General features: G+C 39.4%; 13 protein-coding genes. 3 read left to right on the top strand and 10 right to left on the bottom strand.

Going from position 1 to position 16,480, the window contains the following annotated elements; all coding sequences use genetic code 11:
• Positions 1–94: 94 nt before the first annotated feature.
• Complete coding sequence (locus tag ACFILO_RS05195; protein WP_375652499.1) at positions 95–1,084, bottom strand: asparaginase; 990 nt, start codon at positions 1,082–1,084, stop codon at positions 95–97.
• A gap of 220 nt (positions 1,085–1,304) precedes the next feature.
• Between ACFILO_RS05195 and hslV the strand changes: the two genes are divergently transcribed.
• Both hslV and hslU read left to right on the top strand, forming a co-directional pair.
• A complete protein-coding gene (gene hslV, locus ACFILO_RS05190) occupies positions 1,305–1,886 on the top strand; it encodes an ATP-dependent protease subunit HslV (protein ID WP_012754621.1) in 582 nt (193 codons plus the stop codon).
• A complete protein-coding gene (hslU, locus tag ACFILO_RS05185) occupies positions 1,887–3,197 on the top strand; it encodes an ATP-dependent protease ATPase subunit HslU (RefSeq protein ID WP_375611822.1) in 1,311 nt (436 codons plus the stop codon).
• A 19-nt stretch (positions 3,198–3,216) separates the two neighbouring features.
• Here hslU and ACFILO_RS05180 read toward each other — a convergent pair whose 3' ends face one another.
• The 3 genes from ACFILO_RS05180 to rpsO all read right to left on the bottom strand — a co-directional run bounded on the left by ACFILO_RS05180 (position 3,217) and on the right by rpsO (position 6,999).
• A complete protein-coding gene (locus tag ACFILO_RS05180; protein WP_375613304.1) occupies positions 3,217–4,212 on the bottom strand; it encodes a class I SAM-dependent methyltransferase in 996 nt (331 codons plus the stop codon).
• A 72-nt stretch (positions 4,213–4,284) separates the two neighbouring features.
• Positions 4,285–6,480, bottom strand: a complete 2,196-nt coding sequence (gene pnp, locus ACFILO_RS05175; protein WP_375632286.1) for a polyribonucleotide nucleotidyltransferase — start codon at positions 6,478–6,480, stop codon at positions 4,285–4,287.
• Positions 6,481–6,729: 249 nt separating this feature from the next.
• Positions 6,730–6,999, bottom strand: a complete 270-nt coding sequence (gene rpsO / locus ACFILO_RS05170; RefSeq protein ID WP_375613306.1) for a 30S ribosomal protein S15 — start codon at positions 6,997–6,999, stop codon at positions 6,730–6,732.
• Between the two features lie 314 nt (positions 7,000–7,313).
• Between rpsO and ACFILO_RS05165 the strand changes: the two genes are divergently transcribed.
• Positions 7,314–8,942 carry an MFS transporter gene (locus ACFILO_RS05165; protein ID WP_375613307.1) on the top strand — a complete coding sequence of 543 codons (1,629 nt, stop codon included), beginning with the start codon at positions 7,314–7,316 and terminating at the stop codon, positions 8,940–8,942.
• 458 nt (positions 8,943–9,400) lie between these two features.
• Here the strand turns inward: ACFILO_RS05165 and truB are convergent, their stop codons facing one another.
• The 6 genes from truB to rimP form a co-directional block, all read right to left on the bottom strand.
• Positions 9,401–10,363, bottom strand: coding sequence for a tRNA pseudouridine(55) synthase TruB (truB, locus tag ACFILO_RS05160; protein ID WP_375611817.1), 963 nt, complete (start codon positions 10,361–10,363; stop codon positions 9,401–9,403).
• 4 nt (positions 10,364–10,367) lie between these two features.
• Entirely contained in the window at positions 10,368–10,775 is a 408-nt protein-coding gene (gene rbfA, locus ACFILO_RS05155) for a 30S ribosome-binding factor RbfA (protein WP_375613309.1), read from the bottom strand.
• 121 nt (positions 10,776–10,896) lie between these two features.
• Positions 10,897–13,416, bottom strand: a complete 2,520-nt coding sequence (infB, locus tag ACFILO_RS05150) for a translation initiation factor IF-2 (protein ID WP_375611815.1) — start codon at positions 13,414–13,416, stop codon at positions 10,897–10,899.
• Positions 13,413–14,048, bottom strand: coding sequence for an RNA-binding protein (locus tag ACFILO_RS05145; RefSeq protein ID WP_375677935.1), 636 nt, complete (start codon positions 14,046–14,048; stop codon positions 13,413–13,415). The genes infB and ACFILO_RS05145 overlap by 4 nt, the downstream gene beginning before the upstream one ends.
• On the bottom strand, positions 14,049–15,680 hold the full coding sequence (nusA, locus tag ACFILO_RS05140) for a transcription termination factor NusA (RefSeq protein WP_375639482.1): 1,632 nt from the start codon (positions 15,678–15,680) through the stop codon (positions 14,049–14,051).
• A gap of 47 nt (positions 15,681–15,727) precedes the next feature.
• Positions 15,728–16,378, bottom strand: a complete 651-nt coding sequence (rimP, locus tag ACFILO_RS05135) for a ribosome maturation factor RimP (protein WP_375611870.1) — start codon at positions 16,376–16,378, stop codon at positions 15,728–15,730.
• Positions 16,379–16,480 lie beyond the last annotated feature (102 nt).

Here is a 16,480-nt window from a genome sequence, read left to right as displayed (position 1 = left end):
GCAATTGATTAAGAGCAGACAGATGAGCGGCTTTATTTTCAAGTGAATTTTGTTTTGCATGCTCTCTTCTTTTAAGATAATAGATCATTTTTCATTAACTTATAGTCCAGTCATTCCAGTTTGCACGGATTTGTGCTAATGAGTACCCCTGCGCCCAAAAAGCCCATAAAAGTAGGCGCGCTTTTACGGCTGATAAATAACCAGACATAAGAGCACCAGAAGCAATCATATCGATTTCGGAGCCTTTATAGCCATAAGTTATACGAGTTGTTGAGCCATTACAACAACGACTAGCAATAATGATTGGTATTTTTTGTGCATATTGTTGTACAAGGTCTGCTTCTTGAAAACTACAGTGTCCTGCACCAAAACCAGCAATAACAACTCCAGCATAATACCCACTTTCAAGGCATAGTTTCATTAATTTTGCATCAGATGATAAAGAGGAATAGAGGAGTGCAATTTGATGATCATGGTTTTGGGGAAGATCAAACGTTTTTGGGAAAAATTTTCGATCATTGAAATAAATAAGTTTTCCCTCTAAAATAGTTCCTAAAACACCTGCAAGACCTGATTGAAATGTTTCGACTTTGACGGTATGGCTTTTATAGAGCCAATAAGGTGAATGAATTGCATCATTTATGACAACGAGAACGCCCCTGTTACGACTTTGTGTGGCTGCTGCGACACGAGTGGCTGCTAAAATGTTGGCGGGGCCATCGGCGCCTGCTTCATGAGGCATGCGCATAGCACCGGTTATGATGAGTGGTTCGGCTTCTTTCCAATAAAGAGAAAGAAAAAAAGCTGTTTCTTCCAGAGTATCAGTCCCTTGTGTTAAAACAATACCTTCTGCACCAGCGTTTATTTGTTGTTTTGCCCACTTAATTATTTCAAAAAGCATTTGAAACGATAAAGATCCACTTGGTATTTGCATTAATGTTTGTGCATTAATATCAGCAACGTTATTTAAATCAGGAACACTTTTTATGAGGTTATCTGAAGTTAAAGTCGGTTGCATGTGACCAAAACTATCAGCAGTCATTGCAATTGTTCCACCTAAGGTCCCTATGGCTATTTTTTTCATAATTTTCCTCTAAAAAGCACAAACTGTTTATATAAAGCTATTTAGCAGTAATTTACATTGACAACAATGATATCATTTTTCCATTTTCAACAAATTGAGTTATGCTGAATCATTGTGTTTTGCTGTATATGTTCTTAAATAGGACAATAGGAATTGAGTTTTACATTGTATGAAAAGAAATCAATATTAAAAAGTAAAGTTAATATTAAGGAGTTTCCTTATGACAGAACATAAGCCAGACATAATGTATGGTACAACAATTATTACGGTACGAAAAGGTGGAAAAGTCGTGATGGCCGGGGATGGTCAGGTCTCTCTTGGACAGACAATTATGAAAGGCAATGCACGTAAAGTGCGTCGTCTTGGAAAGAACGGAGTGGTTATTGCTGGTTTTGCTGGTGCTACGGCAGATGCTTTTACATTACTGGAGAGATTGGAAACAAAGCTTGAACAATATCCTGATCAGCTTATGCGTGCTTGTGTGGAACTTGCAAAAGATTGGAGAACAGATCGCTATTTGCGTCGTCTCGAAGCAATGATGCTCGTGGCTGATAAGAAAGTAACTTTGGCTCTAACAGGGCTTGGTGATGTCTTAGAGCCAGAAGATGGGGTTATGGCAATTGGCTCTGGAGGAAATTTTGCTCTTTCAGCAGCGCGTGCACTCATGGATTTGGATTTGGATGCAGAAACTATTGCTCGTAAAGCTATGGCTATTGCCGCTAAAATTTGTGTTTACACCAATGATCATTTTACGATTGAAACATTGGATGCAGAATTATCTTCTTTAGAGAAAGCTATTTAAATGTGTGTTGTATTTTCCCCTCGTGAAACTGTTTCTGAACTTGATCGTTTTATTATTGGCCAAAATGATGCCAAACGCTCTGTAGCTATTGCACTGCGCAATCGGTGGCGTAGGCAACAGCTTGATGAGCCGATGCGTGAAGAAGTTATGCCAAAAAATATTTTAATGATAGGGCCAACAGGAGTTGGTAAAACTGGTATTGCACGTCGATTAGCAAAACTTTCTGGAGCACCCTTCGTTAAAGTAGAAGCGACTAAATTTACTGAAGTTGGTTATGTGGGACGTGATGTTGAGCAAATTATTCGAGATCTTGTTGAAATTGCCATTTCTCTTGTGCGTGAAAAGAAACGGGATGAAATAAAAGAAAAGGCTCACGTGAATGCTGAAGAGCGCGTTTTAGACGCCCTTGTTGGTAAAACAGCAAGTCCTGCTACCCGTGATAGTTTTCGTAAAAAATTGCGTGAAGGTGAATTGGATGAGAAAGAGATTGAAATTGAAGTCGCCGATAATAATAGCAATAGTGCTTCAACCTTTGATATTCCTGGTATGCCTGGGGCACAAATGGGTATTATGAATTTATCAGATATTTTGGGTAAAATGGGCAGTCGTACAAAAGTCCGTAAGACGACAGTAAAGGATTCTTTTAAACCGCTCATTGATGATGAATCTGAAAAACTCCTTGATCAGGAGCAAATTATTCAAGAGGCGCTTCGTGTTGCTGAAAATGACGGTATTGTTTTTATCGACGAAATTGATAAAATTGCAACCAGGGATGGTGGAGCAAGTGTTGCGGTTTCGCGTGAGGGCGTTCAACGGGATCTTTTGCCTTTGGTTGAAGGAACAACAATTGCTACAAAATATGGGCAAATCAAAACAGATCATATTCTTTTTATTGCCTCAGGTGCATTTCATGTTTCCAAGCCATCTGATTTATTACCGGAACTTCAAGGACGTTTGCCCATCCGTGTGGAGCTGAACCCTTTAACAAGGGAAGATTTACGGCGCATTCTAACGGAACCAGAAGCTAGTTTGATTAAACAATATATCGCTCTTATGGCAACGGAAGAGGTTCATTTGGAAATTACCGATGATGCAATTGATGCTTTAGCAGATATTGCTGTAGATTTAAATGCAAGGATTGAAAATATAGGGGCACGTCGTTTGCAAACAGTGATGGAGCGCGTTTTGGATGAGATTTCTTTCACTGCACCTGATAAAGCTGGAACATCGTTTAAAATTGATGCTGCTTACGTGAGAAAATCTATTGGCGAGCTTGCTGCTGATATCGATCTTTCACGTTTTATTCTTTGAAAGTTATTGCTTGTTCTGTTTATCTGCGTGCTTCGATAATTTTGAAACCATGGGCTTGTTCATGTATCAACACTGTGCGGAAAATATTTTTTAATAATGTTTCATAAGGCAGGTGGCGGTTTGCAACAAAAAGCAGACTGCCGCTTGGCTTTAAGCACTTTGCAGCATTTATAATAAAATTTTTTCCTAATGCAACATCTGTTGTTTGTTGTGTGTGAAACGGTGGATTTGAAATGATTGTGTCATATAGATTTGTGATAGGTTCATGTACAAGGTCATGCCAATAAAAATGAATTGGAAAAGGAGCTGTTATGGATTTAAGGTGCTGTTTTGCTGCTCTCAAAGCATTGTAGTCTGCTTCATAAAGGTCTAGAGCGGTGAGTTTTTCACTTCTTTCAAGCGCAACGTGAGAAAGATAACCCCATCCAGCACCAAAATCAGCCGTTTTTCCAGAAATAACTTTGAGCATATAAGAAGCAAGGGCAGCAGATCCTGGATCAATACGTCCGTGTGAGAACATACCAGAAGTGGTTTGAAATTTACCAAAAGTGAGCGGTGGTGAGCGCAATTGCGCAATGTTATGTCTCTCAATTTGTTGAGGAACTTGCAACCAAAATACAAGACCATGATTTTTAGACAATTTATTGGTGATGGGAACAATTGTTTTGACCCATTTCATCATTGAAGCAGCACCAGCAGTTTTATTCCCACTGATTACAATCCATCCATTGGGTTTAACGCATTCTAATAAATCAAGAAAACAATTTTGGTTCAAACCACGATATTTGCTCAAATGTAAAAATGCACCATCATAGCTGAAAGTTTTATCTATTTGAGGAGAGCAGTGAAATTGAGTATCGACAAATTTTAAAAAATCTGGTCGCCAAGGCGTAATAACTTTTAAATTTTGTGCCCATTCTGGAGCTGGGATTTGTGTTAAACCAAAACTTAGCCAACACTGGTTTGGATCAGGATACGGGAGTTCATGATTTTCAAAAGGCAAAAATAATAACACATATGACTCTTTCAAAGAAAAATGCCACTCCAATATTGGGATGGCATTTCATGATACGATAAGAGGAAAAACTTACTCTTCTTTTTTCTTTCGGCGGCGCTTATTTTCAGGTTGTTTTTTTTCATCCACGCACTTTTCTTCATTCATCGCTTTATCACCGGTGATTTCCTTTCCGGTTGTTTGATCAACGACCTTCATTGATAACCGAACTTTTCCACGCTCATCAAAGCCCATTAATTTAACCCAAACTTTGTCACCTTCTTTTACAATATCGGTTGTTTTGGTGACGCGTTCTGATGCAAGTTGAGAGATATGAACGAGTCCATCACGAGAACCAAAGAAGTTTATAAATGCACCAAATTCTGCAGTTTTTACAACTGTTCCTTGGTAGATAGCACCAACTTCAGGCTCATCGACAATAGAATGGATCCAACGTTTTGCTGCTTCAATGGTTTTAGCATCAGCAGAAGCAATTTTAATGGTACCATCATCTTCAATATTAATTTTTGCTCCAGTTTGTTCCACGATTTCCCGAATAACTTTACCACCAGAGCCGATAACATCACGGATTTTATCGACAGAAATATTCATAACTTCGATTCGTGGAGAAAATTCACTCAGCTCAGCACGTGCACTGGTTAAAGCTTTCGCCATTTCATTAAGGATATGGATTCGTCCACCTTTGGCTTGTTCAAGCGCGATTTTCATAATCTCTTCGGTAATACCATCAATTTTGATATCCATTTGCAAGGCAGTAATACCATTTTCTGTTCCTGCGACTTTAAAATCCATATCTCCAAGATGATCTTCATCCCCTAAAATATCAGAAAGAACAGCAAAGCGTTCTCCTTCTTTAATCAAGCCCATAGCAATACCAGCAACAGGGCGTGCTAGAGGAACACCAGCATCCATAAGAGCAAGTGAGGTTCCACAAACCGTTGCCATAGAAGAAGAGCCATTGGATTCAGTGATTTCTGAGACAGCACGAATGGTATAAGGAAAAGATTCTTTCGTTGGCAACATGGGGTGAATTGCCCGCCATGCCAATTTGCCATGTCCAATTTCACGACGACCTGGAGAACCAAGGCGTCCCGTTTCACCCACTGAAAATGGTGGAAAATTGTAATGGAGAAGGAATGTTTCCTTATACATACCCGTTAAAGAATCAACATATTGTTCATCTTCACCAGTTCCCAATGTTGCAACGACAATCGCTTGTGTTTCTCCGCGGGTAAAGAGTGCTGATCCATGTGTGCGGGGTAAAATACTTACTTCTGATTGGATAGGGCGTACGGTAGAAAGATTGCGTCCATCAATCCGCTTTTGGGTATCAAGAATGTTTCCGCGAACAATTTTTGCTTGCAACTGTTTAAATACGGTTGCAATTTGATCTGCACTAAATTGACAGTCTTTTTCTGGTTCTGGCATAAATTTATTGAGGATTTCTGTCTTTAGTGCATCAATTGCAGCATAACGTTCTTGCTTATCAGTAATTGTGTAAGCCTTTCGTATATCCTGTTCTGCCATTTTCTGCATCGCTTTTTCAAGCTCAGAAAGATCTTCAGGAACAAAATCACGAGGATCTTTTGCAGCAACTTCAGCAAGCTTTATAATGGCATCAAGGACAGGTTGAAGGCCTTTGTGACCAAACATTACGGCCCCCAACATGATATCTTCCGGTAATTCTTGTGCTTCTGATTCAACCATCAAAACAGCACTTTCTGTTCCAGCAACAACAAGATCAAGTTTTGATTCAGGCATTTCATCGATATGAGGATTAAGAACATATTGTCCATTACAATAGCCAACGCGGGCACCAGCTATAGGCCCCATGAAAGGAACACCTGACAGGGTCAATGCGGCAGAAGATGCAATCATCGCAAGGATATCGGGATTGTTTTCGAGATCATGCTGTATAACGGAAACAATAACTTGTGTATCATTTTTATATCCCTCAACGAAAAGGGGACGAATTGGGCGATCAATCAAACGTGAAACCAAAGTTTCATTTTCACTTGGTCGACTTTCACGTTTTAAATAGCCCCCAGGTATTCGACCAACAGCATAGGATTTTTCTTGATAATTAACGGTGAGTGGAAAAAAGTCCTGGTCTGGTTTTGGGATTTTGGCCGATACAACGGTAGCTAAGACAATCGTTTCTCCATAGGTAGCAATCACTGCACCATCAGCTTGACGCGCTATTTTCCCTGTTTCAAGGGTGAGCGGACGCCCGGCCCATTCAATTTCTATCTTGTGCGTTTTGAACATTTTTTATCCTTAATGACCAGTGTTTAAATCTTTGATTGCTCACATTCTGGTTTTGCGTAGCATACTTCCAAGATCTGGGGTGGACAACATACTTTTTATCTTTGTTGCGAGAAAAGAGAAGTAAACTGCTTAAATGCGAAACGATGAGCAGTTCTATCCCATAATAACTTATCAGTTTTTAAAATTTTTAATTAAAAGCAACACGTTGAAAAAATGGGTGTTTTTTTAAATACCACTTCTATTTTTCTTTTAGCGACGCAAACCTAACTTCTTTATAAGTGTCTGATAACGATTTTGGTCAACTCCTTTAAGATAATCAAGAAGACGCCGACGTTGAGACACCATCTTCAAAAGACCACGACGAGAATGATTATCCTTTTTGTGAGATTTAAAGTGGTTTGTTAAATTAGAAATACGTTCAGAAAGTACAGCAATTTGCACTTCTGGTGATCCTGTATCACCAACTTTGTTTGCGTATTCTGAGACAAGAGCTTTTTTACGTTCAGCTGTAATCGACATCGTATTATCCTTTCCAAAAACGAAGAAACATAAAGTCACCCATAGCCGAGATGTCGTTCAGCAAGGGTCTGTGAGAAAACAGGAAAAGTCGAAGACTCTTACCTATTTTCGTTCTTATATAGGAAAGAAGGTTAAAATACTAGTCCTTGACAGCATTTTGAAGTCTTTCTTTAAATAAAAGCTTTTGTTTTGAAATATTGATTTAAATAGAGTTTTATGAGAAGTTTTTTAAAGAATTATGCATCCTTTTGATACAAAGATTATGAGCGTGTATGTGGTAACAAAAGTGATAAATACCGATTTGGAGGGAAAAGATGCAGAGCATTTCAACATTAAAACTTTTTCGTAATTCGGTATTTCGAAATTTATGGTCATCTACTCTTATTTCTAATTTAGGGGGGCTGATACAGGCTGTTGGAGCAGGGTGGTTAATGGCGTTGATTAGTTCTTCGCATTCCATGGTTGGGCTAGTTCAAAGTGCCACAACATTACCACTTGTTATGTTTTCTTTGATGGCAGGGGCATTAGCTGATAATTTTAATCGGCGTCAAATTATGTTGTGTGCGCAGATTATGATGATGGTCATATCGATGAGTTTATCTGTTTTAGCCTATATGGGATTTCTAACACCTTGGCTTTTGTTATGTTTTACGTTTTTGATTGGATGTGGTACAGCTTTTTATAATCCTTCTTGGCAAGCAACGATAGGAGATATTGTGAGCAGGGAAAATATTCCTGCTGCTGTTAGTTTGAATAGTGTCGGCTTTAATTTGATGCGGAGTGTTGGTCCTGCTATTGGTGGTGCCATCATTGCAACTTTGGGGGCATCTGCTGCTTTTTTGTTTAATGCTATAAGCTATATTCCTCTTATTGGTGCGTTGTTTTTCTGGAAGTCGAATTATGAAAACAACTCATTGCCACGAGAAAGGCTGTTAGGAGCTGTCTCAGATGGTTTGCGTTATGTTGCGATGTCACCTAATCTGCTGAGTATTATGGTTCGAGCGTTCCTTTTTGGTATAGGAGCAATTTCTATTTTAGCACTTTTGCCAATTGTTGCGCATAAAGTTCTTGGAGGAAGTGCCCTTCTTTATGGTACACTGCTCGGTTGTTTTGGGTTAGGAGCCATGACAGCAGGTATTATTAATGCAGTTGTACGGCATCATTTTCGTTCAGAAACGATTATTGCAAGTGCATTTATTGGTTTCGCCTTTTCTTGCTTTTTATTGGGAATCAGCCGTTCACTGATTATAAGCCATATTGCTTTATTTCCTGCAGGGTTATGTTGGGTTTTGGCATTATCATTGTTTAATACATCTGTACAACTCTCTACACCACGCTGGGTTGTTGCACGTTCTTTAGCACTTTATCAAACGGCATCTTATGGGGGGATGGCTATTGGAAGTGCAATCTGGGGAGTTTTGGCTGATGGTTATTCTCCAACAATTGCTTTGAGCGTTTGTTCTCTATTCTTGATTTTTGGTGCTCTTGCGGGGGTAAAATTTAGAATTCAAGAAATTCCTCAGATAGATTTAAATCCTCTTGATCATTTTAGAGAGCCGGAATTATTACTTGACCTCAAAGCAAGAAGTGGCCCGATCATGATAATGATCGATTATAAAATTCATGAAAATGATCTTGAAGAGTTTCTCAAAGTGATGACGCGTCGACGCCATATTCGATTACGTGATGGTGCGCGTCAGTGGGTCCTTTTACGAGATCTTGAAAGACCTGAATATTGGACAGAGGCTTATCATATGCCAACATGGGTAGATTATTTACGCCATAATCATCGTCGTACAAAAGCAGATGCAGAAGTCAATAAGCGTCTGCGTCATTTAAATTGTGCTCCTAACGGTATAAGAGTGCACCGCATGATTGAACGCCAAACAATACCTCAAGCCAATGAGATGCTTTTAAAAGTTTCCTCTGATCATCTTCCTTAGGGTTAAAACAGTTTTTGTAAATATTACATATATTAATATTATTTCGATCAATTTGTTAGCATAATCATAAAAAATTGCTATTTCAATATTTAATGAATTGATTTATAATGGTTATTTGTCATTTTTCATGTTGAGTGATAGTTCTGAAAATCTTAAGCTTTTCTCGTTTCAAATCTATTTAGAGTAAATCAGTCCATATCTTTGCTTGTACATTATAAACGAGGACTAAAGTATGAGTAAAAAACGATTGAAAAAGAAATAAAAAGCCTCTTATGAATCCTTTAAATGCAAGGATTGTTGCGACATTAAGAGGAAAAAGTGTGTGGTGGTGTTAGCTTATAGCACTGACTTAAATTTTGATATGAATACGGTAAATATAGACAATGAAAAGCACCATATTTTTCTTAATTGATAGAGAAAAATATCTTTCCGCAAAAGGTGGTTGGGAAAAGAATCGATTAAATTGTGAAAATCCGCTTTGGTTTAAATAGACCTTTGTCGAGAGTGCCAATAGCAAGAAGTTGTTCCTTATAGAGGACACAAATTTCCTCTTCATCAAGAGGTGCTTTGTGATGATTCAAGAGGATAGAATGGCCTCTTATAATTCTCTGTGCTTGAGTTTCATTAAGGATATAGTGAGGGAGGCAATCCAATGCGGCGCTTGTGTCAATTAAGAGCCCATCGAGTGTTGAGAAGTTTTTTTCAAAAGAACGATTATTCTCATCTGTAGTGTTTTTATTTGGCGGAATGGCCGCTTTTAGTTCCTCCCATGTAATGAGATCTTCTTCATCAAAAGGTGCGACGGCAATACGTCTTAAATCAGCAATATGCCCATAGCAACCGAGATCACGTCCCATATCGCGTGCTAAAGAGCGCACATAAGTTCCTTTTCCGCAGGTTATTTCAAAGATAGAATGCTCTTTGGTAGGCATTTCTAATAACTTGAAAGTTTCTATTTCCACTTCACGGGGCGGAATGTCAACAACTTCCCCTTCACGCGCTAAATCATAGGCACGATTTCCAGCAATTTTGATTGCTGAAAATTGTGGAGGTGTTTGCAAAATAACACCTGTATATTGAGGAAGAAGAGCAAGTATTTCTTCTTGTGTTGGACGTATGAGAGAAGTTTTCGTTATTTCTCCTTCTAAATCATCTGTTGAGCGCTCTTGCCCCCAAGCAATATGAAAACGGTAAGTTTTTTTGCCTTGCATCACGTAAGGGACGGTTTTGGTTGCTTCGCCCAATGCAATGGGAAGGAGACCAGAAGCAAGAGGATCAAGTGTACCCGCATGTCCTGCCTTTTGAGCATGGAAGAGCCATTTGATTTGTGAGACAGCTTCTGTTGATTTCATTCCTTTTGGTTTATCAAATATGACCCAGCCAGAAACAGGACGCCCTTTTTTCTTGTGTTGCCGCGCCATATCTTTAATCCTCATCTGTATCACTATGGTGAAGATCGCGTGCAACCTCAGGCGAGCGAAGGAGGGCATCAATTTTTGAAAAATTATCAAAACTATTATCAAGTCGGAAACGCAGTTCTGGCATATATTTCATTTGTCGCAACGCATGACTGATTTCTCCACGGAGAAAACGACTATGTTTATTGAGGGTATCAACAACATCGGTATGAGAAGCATTTTTAAGAGTGCTGAGAGGTGATACAAAGCAAGTAGCAATTTTTAAATCTGGTGACATGCGTACTTCAGAGACAGAAATAACAATATCTTTTAAGATATCATCAAGCAAAATATCACGCTGTAATATATGCGCTATTGCATGACGTACTTGCTCTGCTACTCTAAGTTGCCGTTGTGATGGCCCTGCATTTTTCATCAAAGTTTTATCCTTGCTACAAGATCTCTTTTTTGACCATTTAGATAAGGAAAAAGAGATATTGTGTATAAAACCTAATAACTTTTCTCATTTCACAACAGAGTAAAGTTATTGGATTATTTTATAATGTGCGATTAATATGTTCGATACGGAAGGTCTCAATGATGTCTCCTGCACGCATGTCTTCATAATTTTCAAAGGCTATCCCACATTCTTGACCACTTTGCACTTCATTGACTTCATCCTTAAAGCGTTTGAGTGTTTTCAGCTTTCCTTCGTGAATAACGATATTATCGCGGATAAGGCGAACACCGGCTCCTCGTTCTATTTTACCTTCTGTAACACGACATCCTGCAACTTTTCCAATTTTTGTAATGTTAAAGACTTCTAGAATTTCAGCATTACCAAGGAAAGTTTCACGCTGTTCTGGTGAGAGTAATCCAGACATAGCAGCCTTGATATCGTCAACAAGATCATAAATGATGTTGTAATAACGAATTTCAATTCCTTGTGTTTTAGCAAAATCACGTGCCTGCTTATTGGCTCGAACATTAAAGCCAATTACAGCAGAGTTAGAAGCTTCTGCAAGAGAAATATCACTTTCGGTAATTCCTCCAGCACCAGAATGTACAATACGCGCACGAACCTCGTCATTTCCGAGTTTTTCCAATGCTGAAGCGATTGCTTCAATTGATCCTTGAACATCTCCTTTTATAATAAGAGAAAATTCCTTAACACCAGTCGTTTGCAATTTTGTCATCATCTGTTCAAGAGAACCACGCGAACCAGTTTGCCGCGCAACAGCTTTATCACGTGCTAATCGTTGCCGATATTCAGAAATTTCACGTGCTTTTGCTTCATGTGTGACAACAGCAAAACGGTCTCCGGCTTGTGGTGTTCCTTGCATGCCTAAAATTTCAATTGGTGTAGAGGGAACGGCCTCTTTGACATGGCGGCCATGGTCGTCAATCAAAGCACGTACACGACCCCATTCATTTCCAGCAACGATAATATCAGAAGGGTGTAATGTACCTTTTTGAACAAGAACTGTTGCAACAGACCCACGTCCGCGATCCAATTTGGCTTCAATGATAACGCCCTCTGCAGTTCGTTGAGGATCTGCTTTCAGATCAAGCATTTCAGCTTGAAGAAGGATAGCTTCGAGAAGTTTATCAAGATTTTGACCAGTTTTAGCAGAAACTTCAACGTCCAAAGTTTCTCCACCCATAGTTTCAACAAACACTTCATGTTGTAGAAGTTCTGTACGCACTTTTTGTGCATTCGCAGCTGGTTTATCAATTTTGTTGATAGCAACAATGATAGGTACACCAGCAGCTTTCGCATGATTGATTGATTCAATCGTTTGAGGCATAACACTATCATCAGCGGCTACAACGAGAACAGCAATATCAGTAACACGAGCTCCGCGTGCACGCATAGCGGTAAATGCAGCATGACCTGGTGTATCAATAAAGGTAATTTTTTGACCGTTTTGTTCTACTTGATAGGCACCAATATGCTGCGTAATACCTCCTGCTTCGCCAGAAACAACATTTGCTTTACGAATAGCATCCAAAAGCGAAGTTTTTCCGTGGTCAACATGGCCCATAATGGTTACAACAGGGGCGCGCTGCTGCATGTTTTGAGGATTATCTGTTATATTAAAGATACCTTCTTCTACGTCAGATTCTAAAACACGTTTAACAGTATGGCCAAATTCAACAGCGATGAGTTCGGCAACATCTGCATCAATAACATCGCCAGGTTTCATCATTTGTCCTTGTTTCATCAAGAATTTAATCACATCAACAGAACGCTCAGTCATACGTTGTGCGAGCTCTTGAATAGTAATCGTTTCAGGAAGAACAACTTCGCGAGAAATTTTTTCTCTTGGTTCTTGATTTTGTGCACGCTTAAACTTTTCCTGTCTACGCCGCATTGCAGCCATTGAGCGCCCACGTGCGCTTCCTTCTTCATCCAGTGCACTATTCAGAGTTAACTTTCCGCGTCTCCGCTCATCAGCTCCTTTGACAACTTTGGGTACACGTATTTCTGACTTAGCAGGATTAGCACGTCGACTATGCCGTTCTTCCTCTTTATTGTCATCTATTTTGCGTTTTTCAACCACGGTTGTCTGTTTAGGGGCAATAGGAATATCTGTCTGTTCAATGAGAGGGGGAACAGGTGGAGTCTGTACTGGCGATATTTCTTCTTCTTGTTGGAGATGTATTTCTTTCTCTTTAATTTCTTGCTGTAAAATTTCTTCACGCTCTTTAGCGCGTCTTGCTTCTTCTTCGGCTTGTTCTCGCGTTATTTTTTCTTGGATATGTGCTTCTTCTAACGCGCGAAGTCTCGCTTCCATTTCAGTTGATGAAAGATTGCTTTTGGTCACAGATTCTTGAGGCTTTTTTCCCTCAAAACGCGGTTTAGAACGCTGGGGGGCCACATGCGGCTTTGTAATGGGCTGTAGGGTTTCAGCTTTTTCATCAGGTCGCGTAATTTTACGCCGTTTGGTTTCGACAACGACAGCCTTCGTACGGCCATGACTAAAATTTTGTTTAACCGTACTCGTTTCCAAGACAGACCTCTTGAGAGTTAGTGTCTTCTTGACGGTTGTTTTGTCGTTGTTATTTTCACTCATTGTACTTCCTTCACGGCTTGGGCCGTCATCTCACTAGACTTACTATGCTTGTCGTCACGATAGCTGATCAATTTACATGTTGTTTTGAGAAATCCTTCAGCAGCTTTTGTGTCCAGTAAGGCCGCGTGCATTACAGGATTAGAGCCAAAAGCCACTCGCATTTCATTACTTGTAAATAAAGATATGGTTTTTATAGTCCGATTTGTTTGTTGTTGTATTGAATGGATGGCCTGTGCAATTTTTCGTTTCCCATCTTCTGTTGTTTCTTTAGCATGAAGTACAAGAATAACTTTACCAGAGCGGATAGCAGCGTCAACCTTTGTTGCTCCCATAACAATTGCTCCCGCTTTTCGTGCCATGGAAAGGCTTGAAAGAGCGGCTTTTAGTAAAAGCGTATCAACAACATGCACAAGATTTGGTGCAACCTCAACATCTGTTTTAAAATTTCTATGAAAAGCTTTCTGTTTGATTGCTTTCTCAATAACAGCGTGATGGGCAGAAATCCAAACGCCACGCCCTGGTAAATTCGCTTTAAGATCAGGAACAATTTGGTTATTGGGACCAATAACAAAACGGATCAGCGTTTGTGCTGAAGCATTTTTTCGGGTCACAATGCAAGTCCGTTCATTCATTTAAAGTGTATCCACATCCAAATCATCTGTTTTTTCATTTTCTGCAGAATTTTCATCTTCTACAGGACTTTCTGTAACAAGATCAGCTTGGTCTATCCAGCCTGCTTGTACACGTGCGGCTAAAACCATAGCTTCTGCATCTGCGCGTGTAATGTCAAAAGGGGTTAAAATACCAGAAAAATTCTGTGTTTGACCTTCTTTACGTTCTCTCCAACCAGCTAAATCATCAACGGCATAGCCAGCAAAGTCTTCTATTGTTTTTACACCATCTTCACCTACAGCAACCAACATAGCACTTGTCATTCCAGGAAGTGTTCGCAATTCGTCAGAAACTCCAAGCTTTTTGCGTTTTTCATCAAGTTCTTTTTCTTGATGATCAAGATATTCGCGGGCACGACTTTGGATTTCAGCGGCGGTATCATGGTCAAAACCATCAATAGAAGCGATTTCTTCAAGATCAATATAGGCGATTTCTTCAATAGAAGAAAAACCCTCTGATGCCATAACCTGTCCGATCATTTCGTCAACCTCTAAGGCTTCCATAAACAATTTACTTCGTTCAGTAAATTCTTTTTGACGATTTTCAGATTCTTCCTTTTCCGTTAAAATATCAATGTTCCATCCTGTTAGTTGCGAAGCCAAGCGAACATTTTGCCCACGTCGTCCAATAGCAAGGCTAAGTTGATCATCTGGCACAATAACTTCAATCCGTTCAGCATCTTCATCAAGGATGATTTTAGAAACTTCAGCAGGTTGCAGTGCATTAACGACAAATGTTGCCGCATCAGGCGACCAAGGAATAATATCAATTTTTTCGCCTTGTAATTCAGCAACAACAGCTTGTACACGACTTCCTCGCATTCCAACGCATGCTCCAACAGGATCAATGGAACCATCACGTGAAACAACGGCGATTTTAGCCCGTGAACCTGGATCACGAGCAACAGATTTGATTTCTATAATACCATCATAAATTTCTGGTACTTCCATAGTGAAAAGTTTTACCATAAATTGGGGATGTGTGCGTGAAAGGAAAATTTGCGGACCACGCGTTTCACGGTGTACATCATTGACAAAAGCACGAATGCGATCTCCATAGCGGAATGATTCACGAGGAATTAATTCATCACGGCGCACAATAGCTTCACCGCGCCCTAGATCAACGATGACGTTACCATATTCCACACGCTTAACTGTACCAGAAATAATTTCACCAACTTTATTTTTGAATTCTTCATATTGCTGATCGCGCTCTGCATCGCGTACTTTTTGTACAATAACCTGTTTAGCAGATTGTGCTGCGATACGTCCAAAATCCATAGGAGGTAAAAGATCAGCAAAAAAATCACCAATTTTTGCTTCTGCTTGACGTTTGAGAGCATCAGACAAAGTAATTTCCGTTGTATAGTCTTCAACGACATCAACGATTTTAAGCAGGCGCTGTAATTTAATTTCACCTGTTTTAGAATTGATTTCAGCACGAATATTGGTTTCTTGACCATAACGAGAACGTGCTGCTTTTTGAATAGCATCAGCCATCGCAGAAATGACAATTTCACGGTCGATTGACTTTTCACGTGCAACAGCATCTGCAATTTGCAGAATCTCAAGCCTGTTAGCGCTTGTAGCCATCAATTTTCTCCTTCTTTGTGCCACACGATGGGTATTTCCCAGTGATATTATTTTTTGAAATTGAGCGTCTGTATAGAGTCGTTAGCGTTCTCTTCGGCAATGAATTGTTGACTTAAATCTTTATTTTGTTTCAATGCATCGCGAATAAGCTCATCGGTAAGCACTAAATGCGCATTTATGATATCACAAAAGGAAATAGGGGTATACATGGCTTCTCCATAAGCAGCTTTATCAGTGTTTAAAATAAATCCATCTTGCGTGATATTTGTAAGTGTCCCACGAAATTTTCGGCGCCCATCAATTGTTATTTTGGTTTCAATTTTTGCAAGATGCCCTTGCCAATGAAAAAAATCAGATTTTCTTACCAATGGACGATCAATTCCAGGTGATGAGATTTCTAAATGATATTTGCGTTCAATAACATTTTGTACATCAAGGAGGGGAGAAACAGTTCGACTAACAGTTTCACAATCTTCTATGGTCATAGAACCATCGGCACGTTCAACCATAATTTGAAGTGTTAAACCATTTTGACCAAGAAGTTTTACACGAACCAAACGAAAACCTAAAGGTTTAAGTAGTGGTATGACAAGAGCAGCAACCTGTGCTTCGATACCATCTTCTTCAAACAGGCGCGGTTCGTCAAGATTGCTTATTTTTTCAGCTTCGTTCATACATTTTATCCAAGTTGGTTTCATCAGTTTTATGATATTAAAAAAGAGCGGGTCCAACGGCCCACTCTTCATCATAAGACCAAGAATTTAACTATTGATACTCTTAAATTCAAAATTTTTCAAGTT

Origin of the sequence: Bartonella sp. AP72JLCBS (genome assembly GCF_042195705.1) — a bacterium.
GTDB lineage: Bacteria > Pseudomonadota > Alphaproteobacteria > Rhizobiales > Rhizobiaceae > Bartonella.
Note: the sequence above shows the minus strand (reverse complement) of the source record. Positions and strands in the feature narration are given on the sequence as shown.

Excerpts from the sequence above, each read along its gene's own strand:
- hslU (WP_375611822.1), top strand. The coding sequence starts at position 1,887 with ATGTGTGTTGTATTTTCCCCTCGTGAAACTGTTTCTGAACTTGATCGT.
- rbfA (WP_375613309.1), bottom strand. The coding sequence starts at position 10,775 with ATGAAAAATGCAGGGCCATCACAACGGCAACTTAGAGTAGCAGAGCAA.
- nusA (WP_375639482.1), bottom strand. The coding sequence starts at position 15,680 with ATGGCTACAAGCGCTAACAGGCTTGAGATTCTGCAAATTGCAGATGCT.
- hslV (WP_012754621.1), top strand. The coding sequence starts at position 1,305 with ATGACAGAACATAAGCCAGACATAATGTATGGTACAACAATTATTACG.
- ACFILO_RS05165 (WP_375613307.1), top strand. The coding sequence starts at position 7,314 with ATGCAGAGCATTTCAACATTAAAACTTTTTCGTAATTCGGTATTTCGA.
- pnp (WP_375632286.1), bottom strand. The coding sequence starts at position 6,480 with ATGTTCAAAACGCACAAGATAGAAATTGAATGGGCCGGGCGTCCGCTC.
- rimP (WP_375611870.1), bottom strand. The coding sequence starts at position 16,378 with ATGAAACCAACTTGGATAAAATGTATGAACGAAGCTGAAAAAATAAGC.
- truB (WP_375611817.1), bottom strand. The coding sequence starts at position 10,363 with ATGGCGCGGCAACACAAGAAAAAAGGGCGTCCTGTTTCTGGCTGGGTC.
- ACFILO_RS05145 (WP_375677935.1), bottom strand. The coding sequence starts at position 14,048 with ATGAATGAACGGACTTGCATTGTGACCCGAAAAAATGCTTCAGCACAA.
- ACFILO_RS05195 (WP_375652499.1), bottom strand. The coding sequence starts at position 1,084 with ATGAAAAAAATAGCCATAGGGACCTTAGGTGGAACAATTGCAATGACT.
- infB (WP_375611815.1), bottom strand. The coding sequence starts at position 13,416 with ATGAGTGAAAATAACAACGACAAAACAACCGTCAAGAAGACACTAACT.
- rpsO (WP_375613306.1), bottom strand. The coding sequence starts at position 6,999 with ATGTCGATTACAGCTGAACGTAAAAAAGCTCTTGTCTCAGAATACGCA.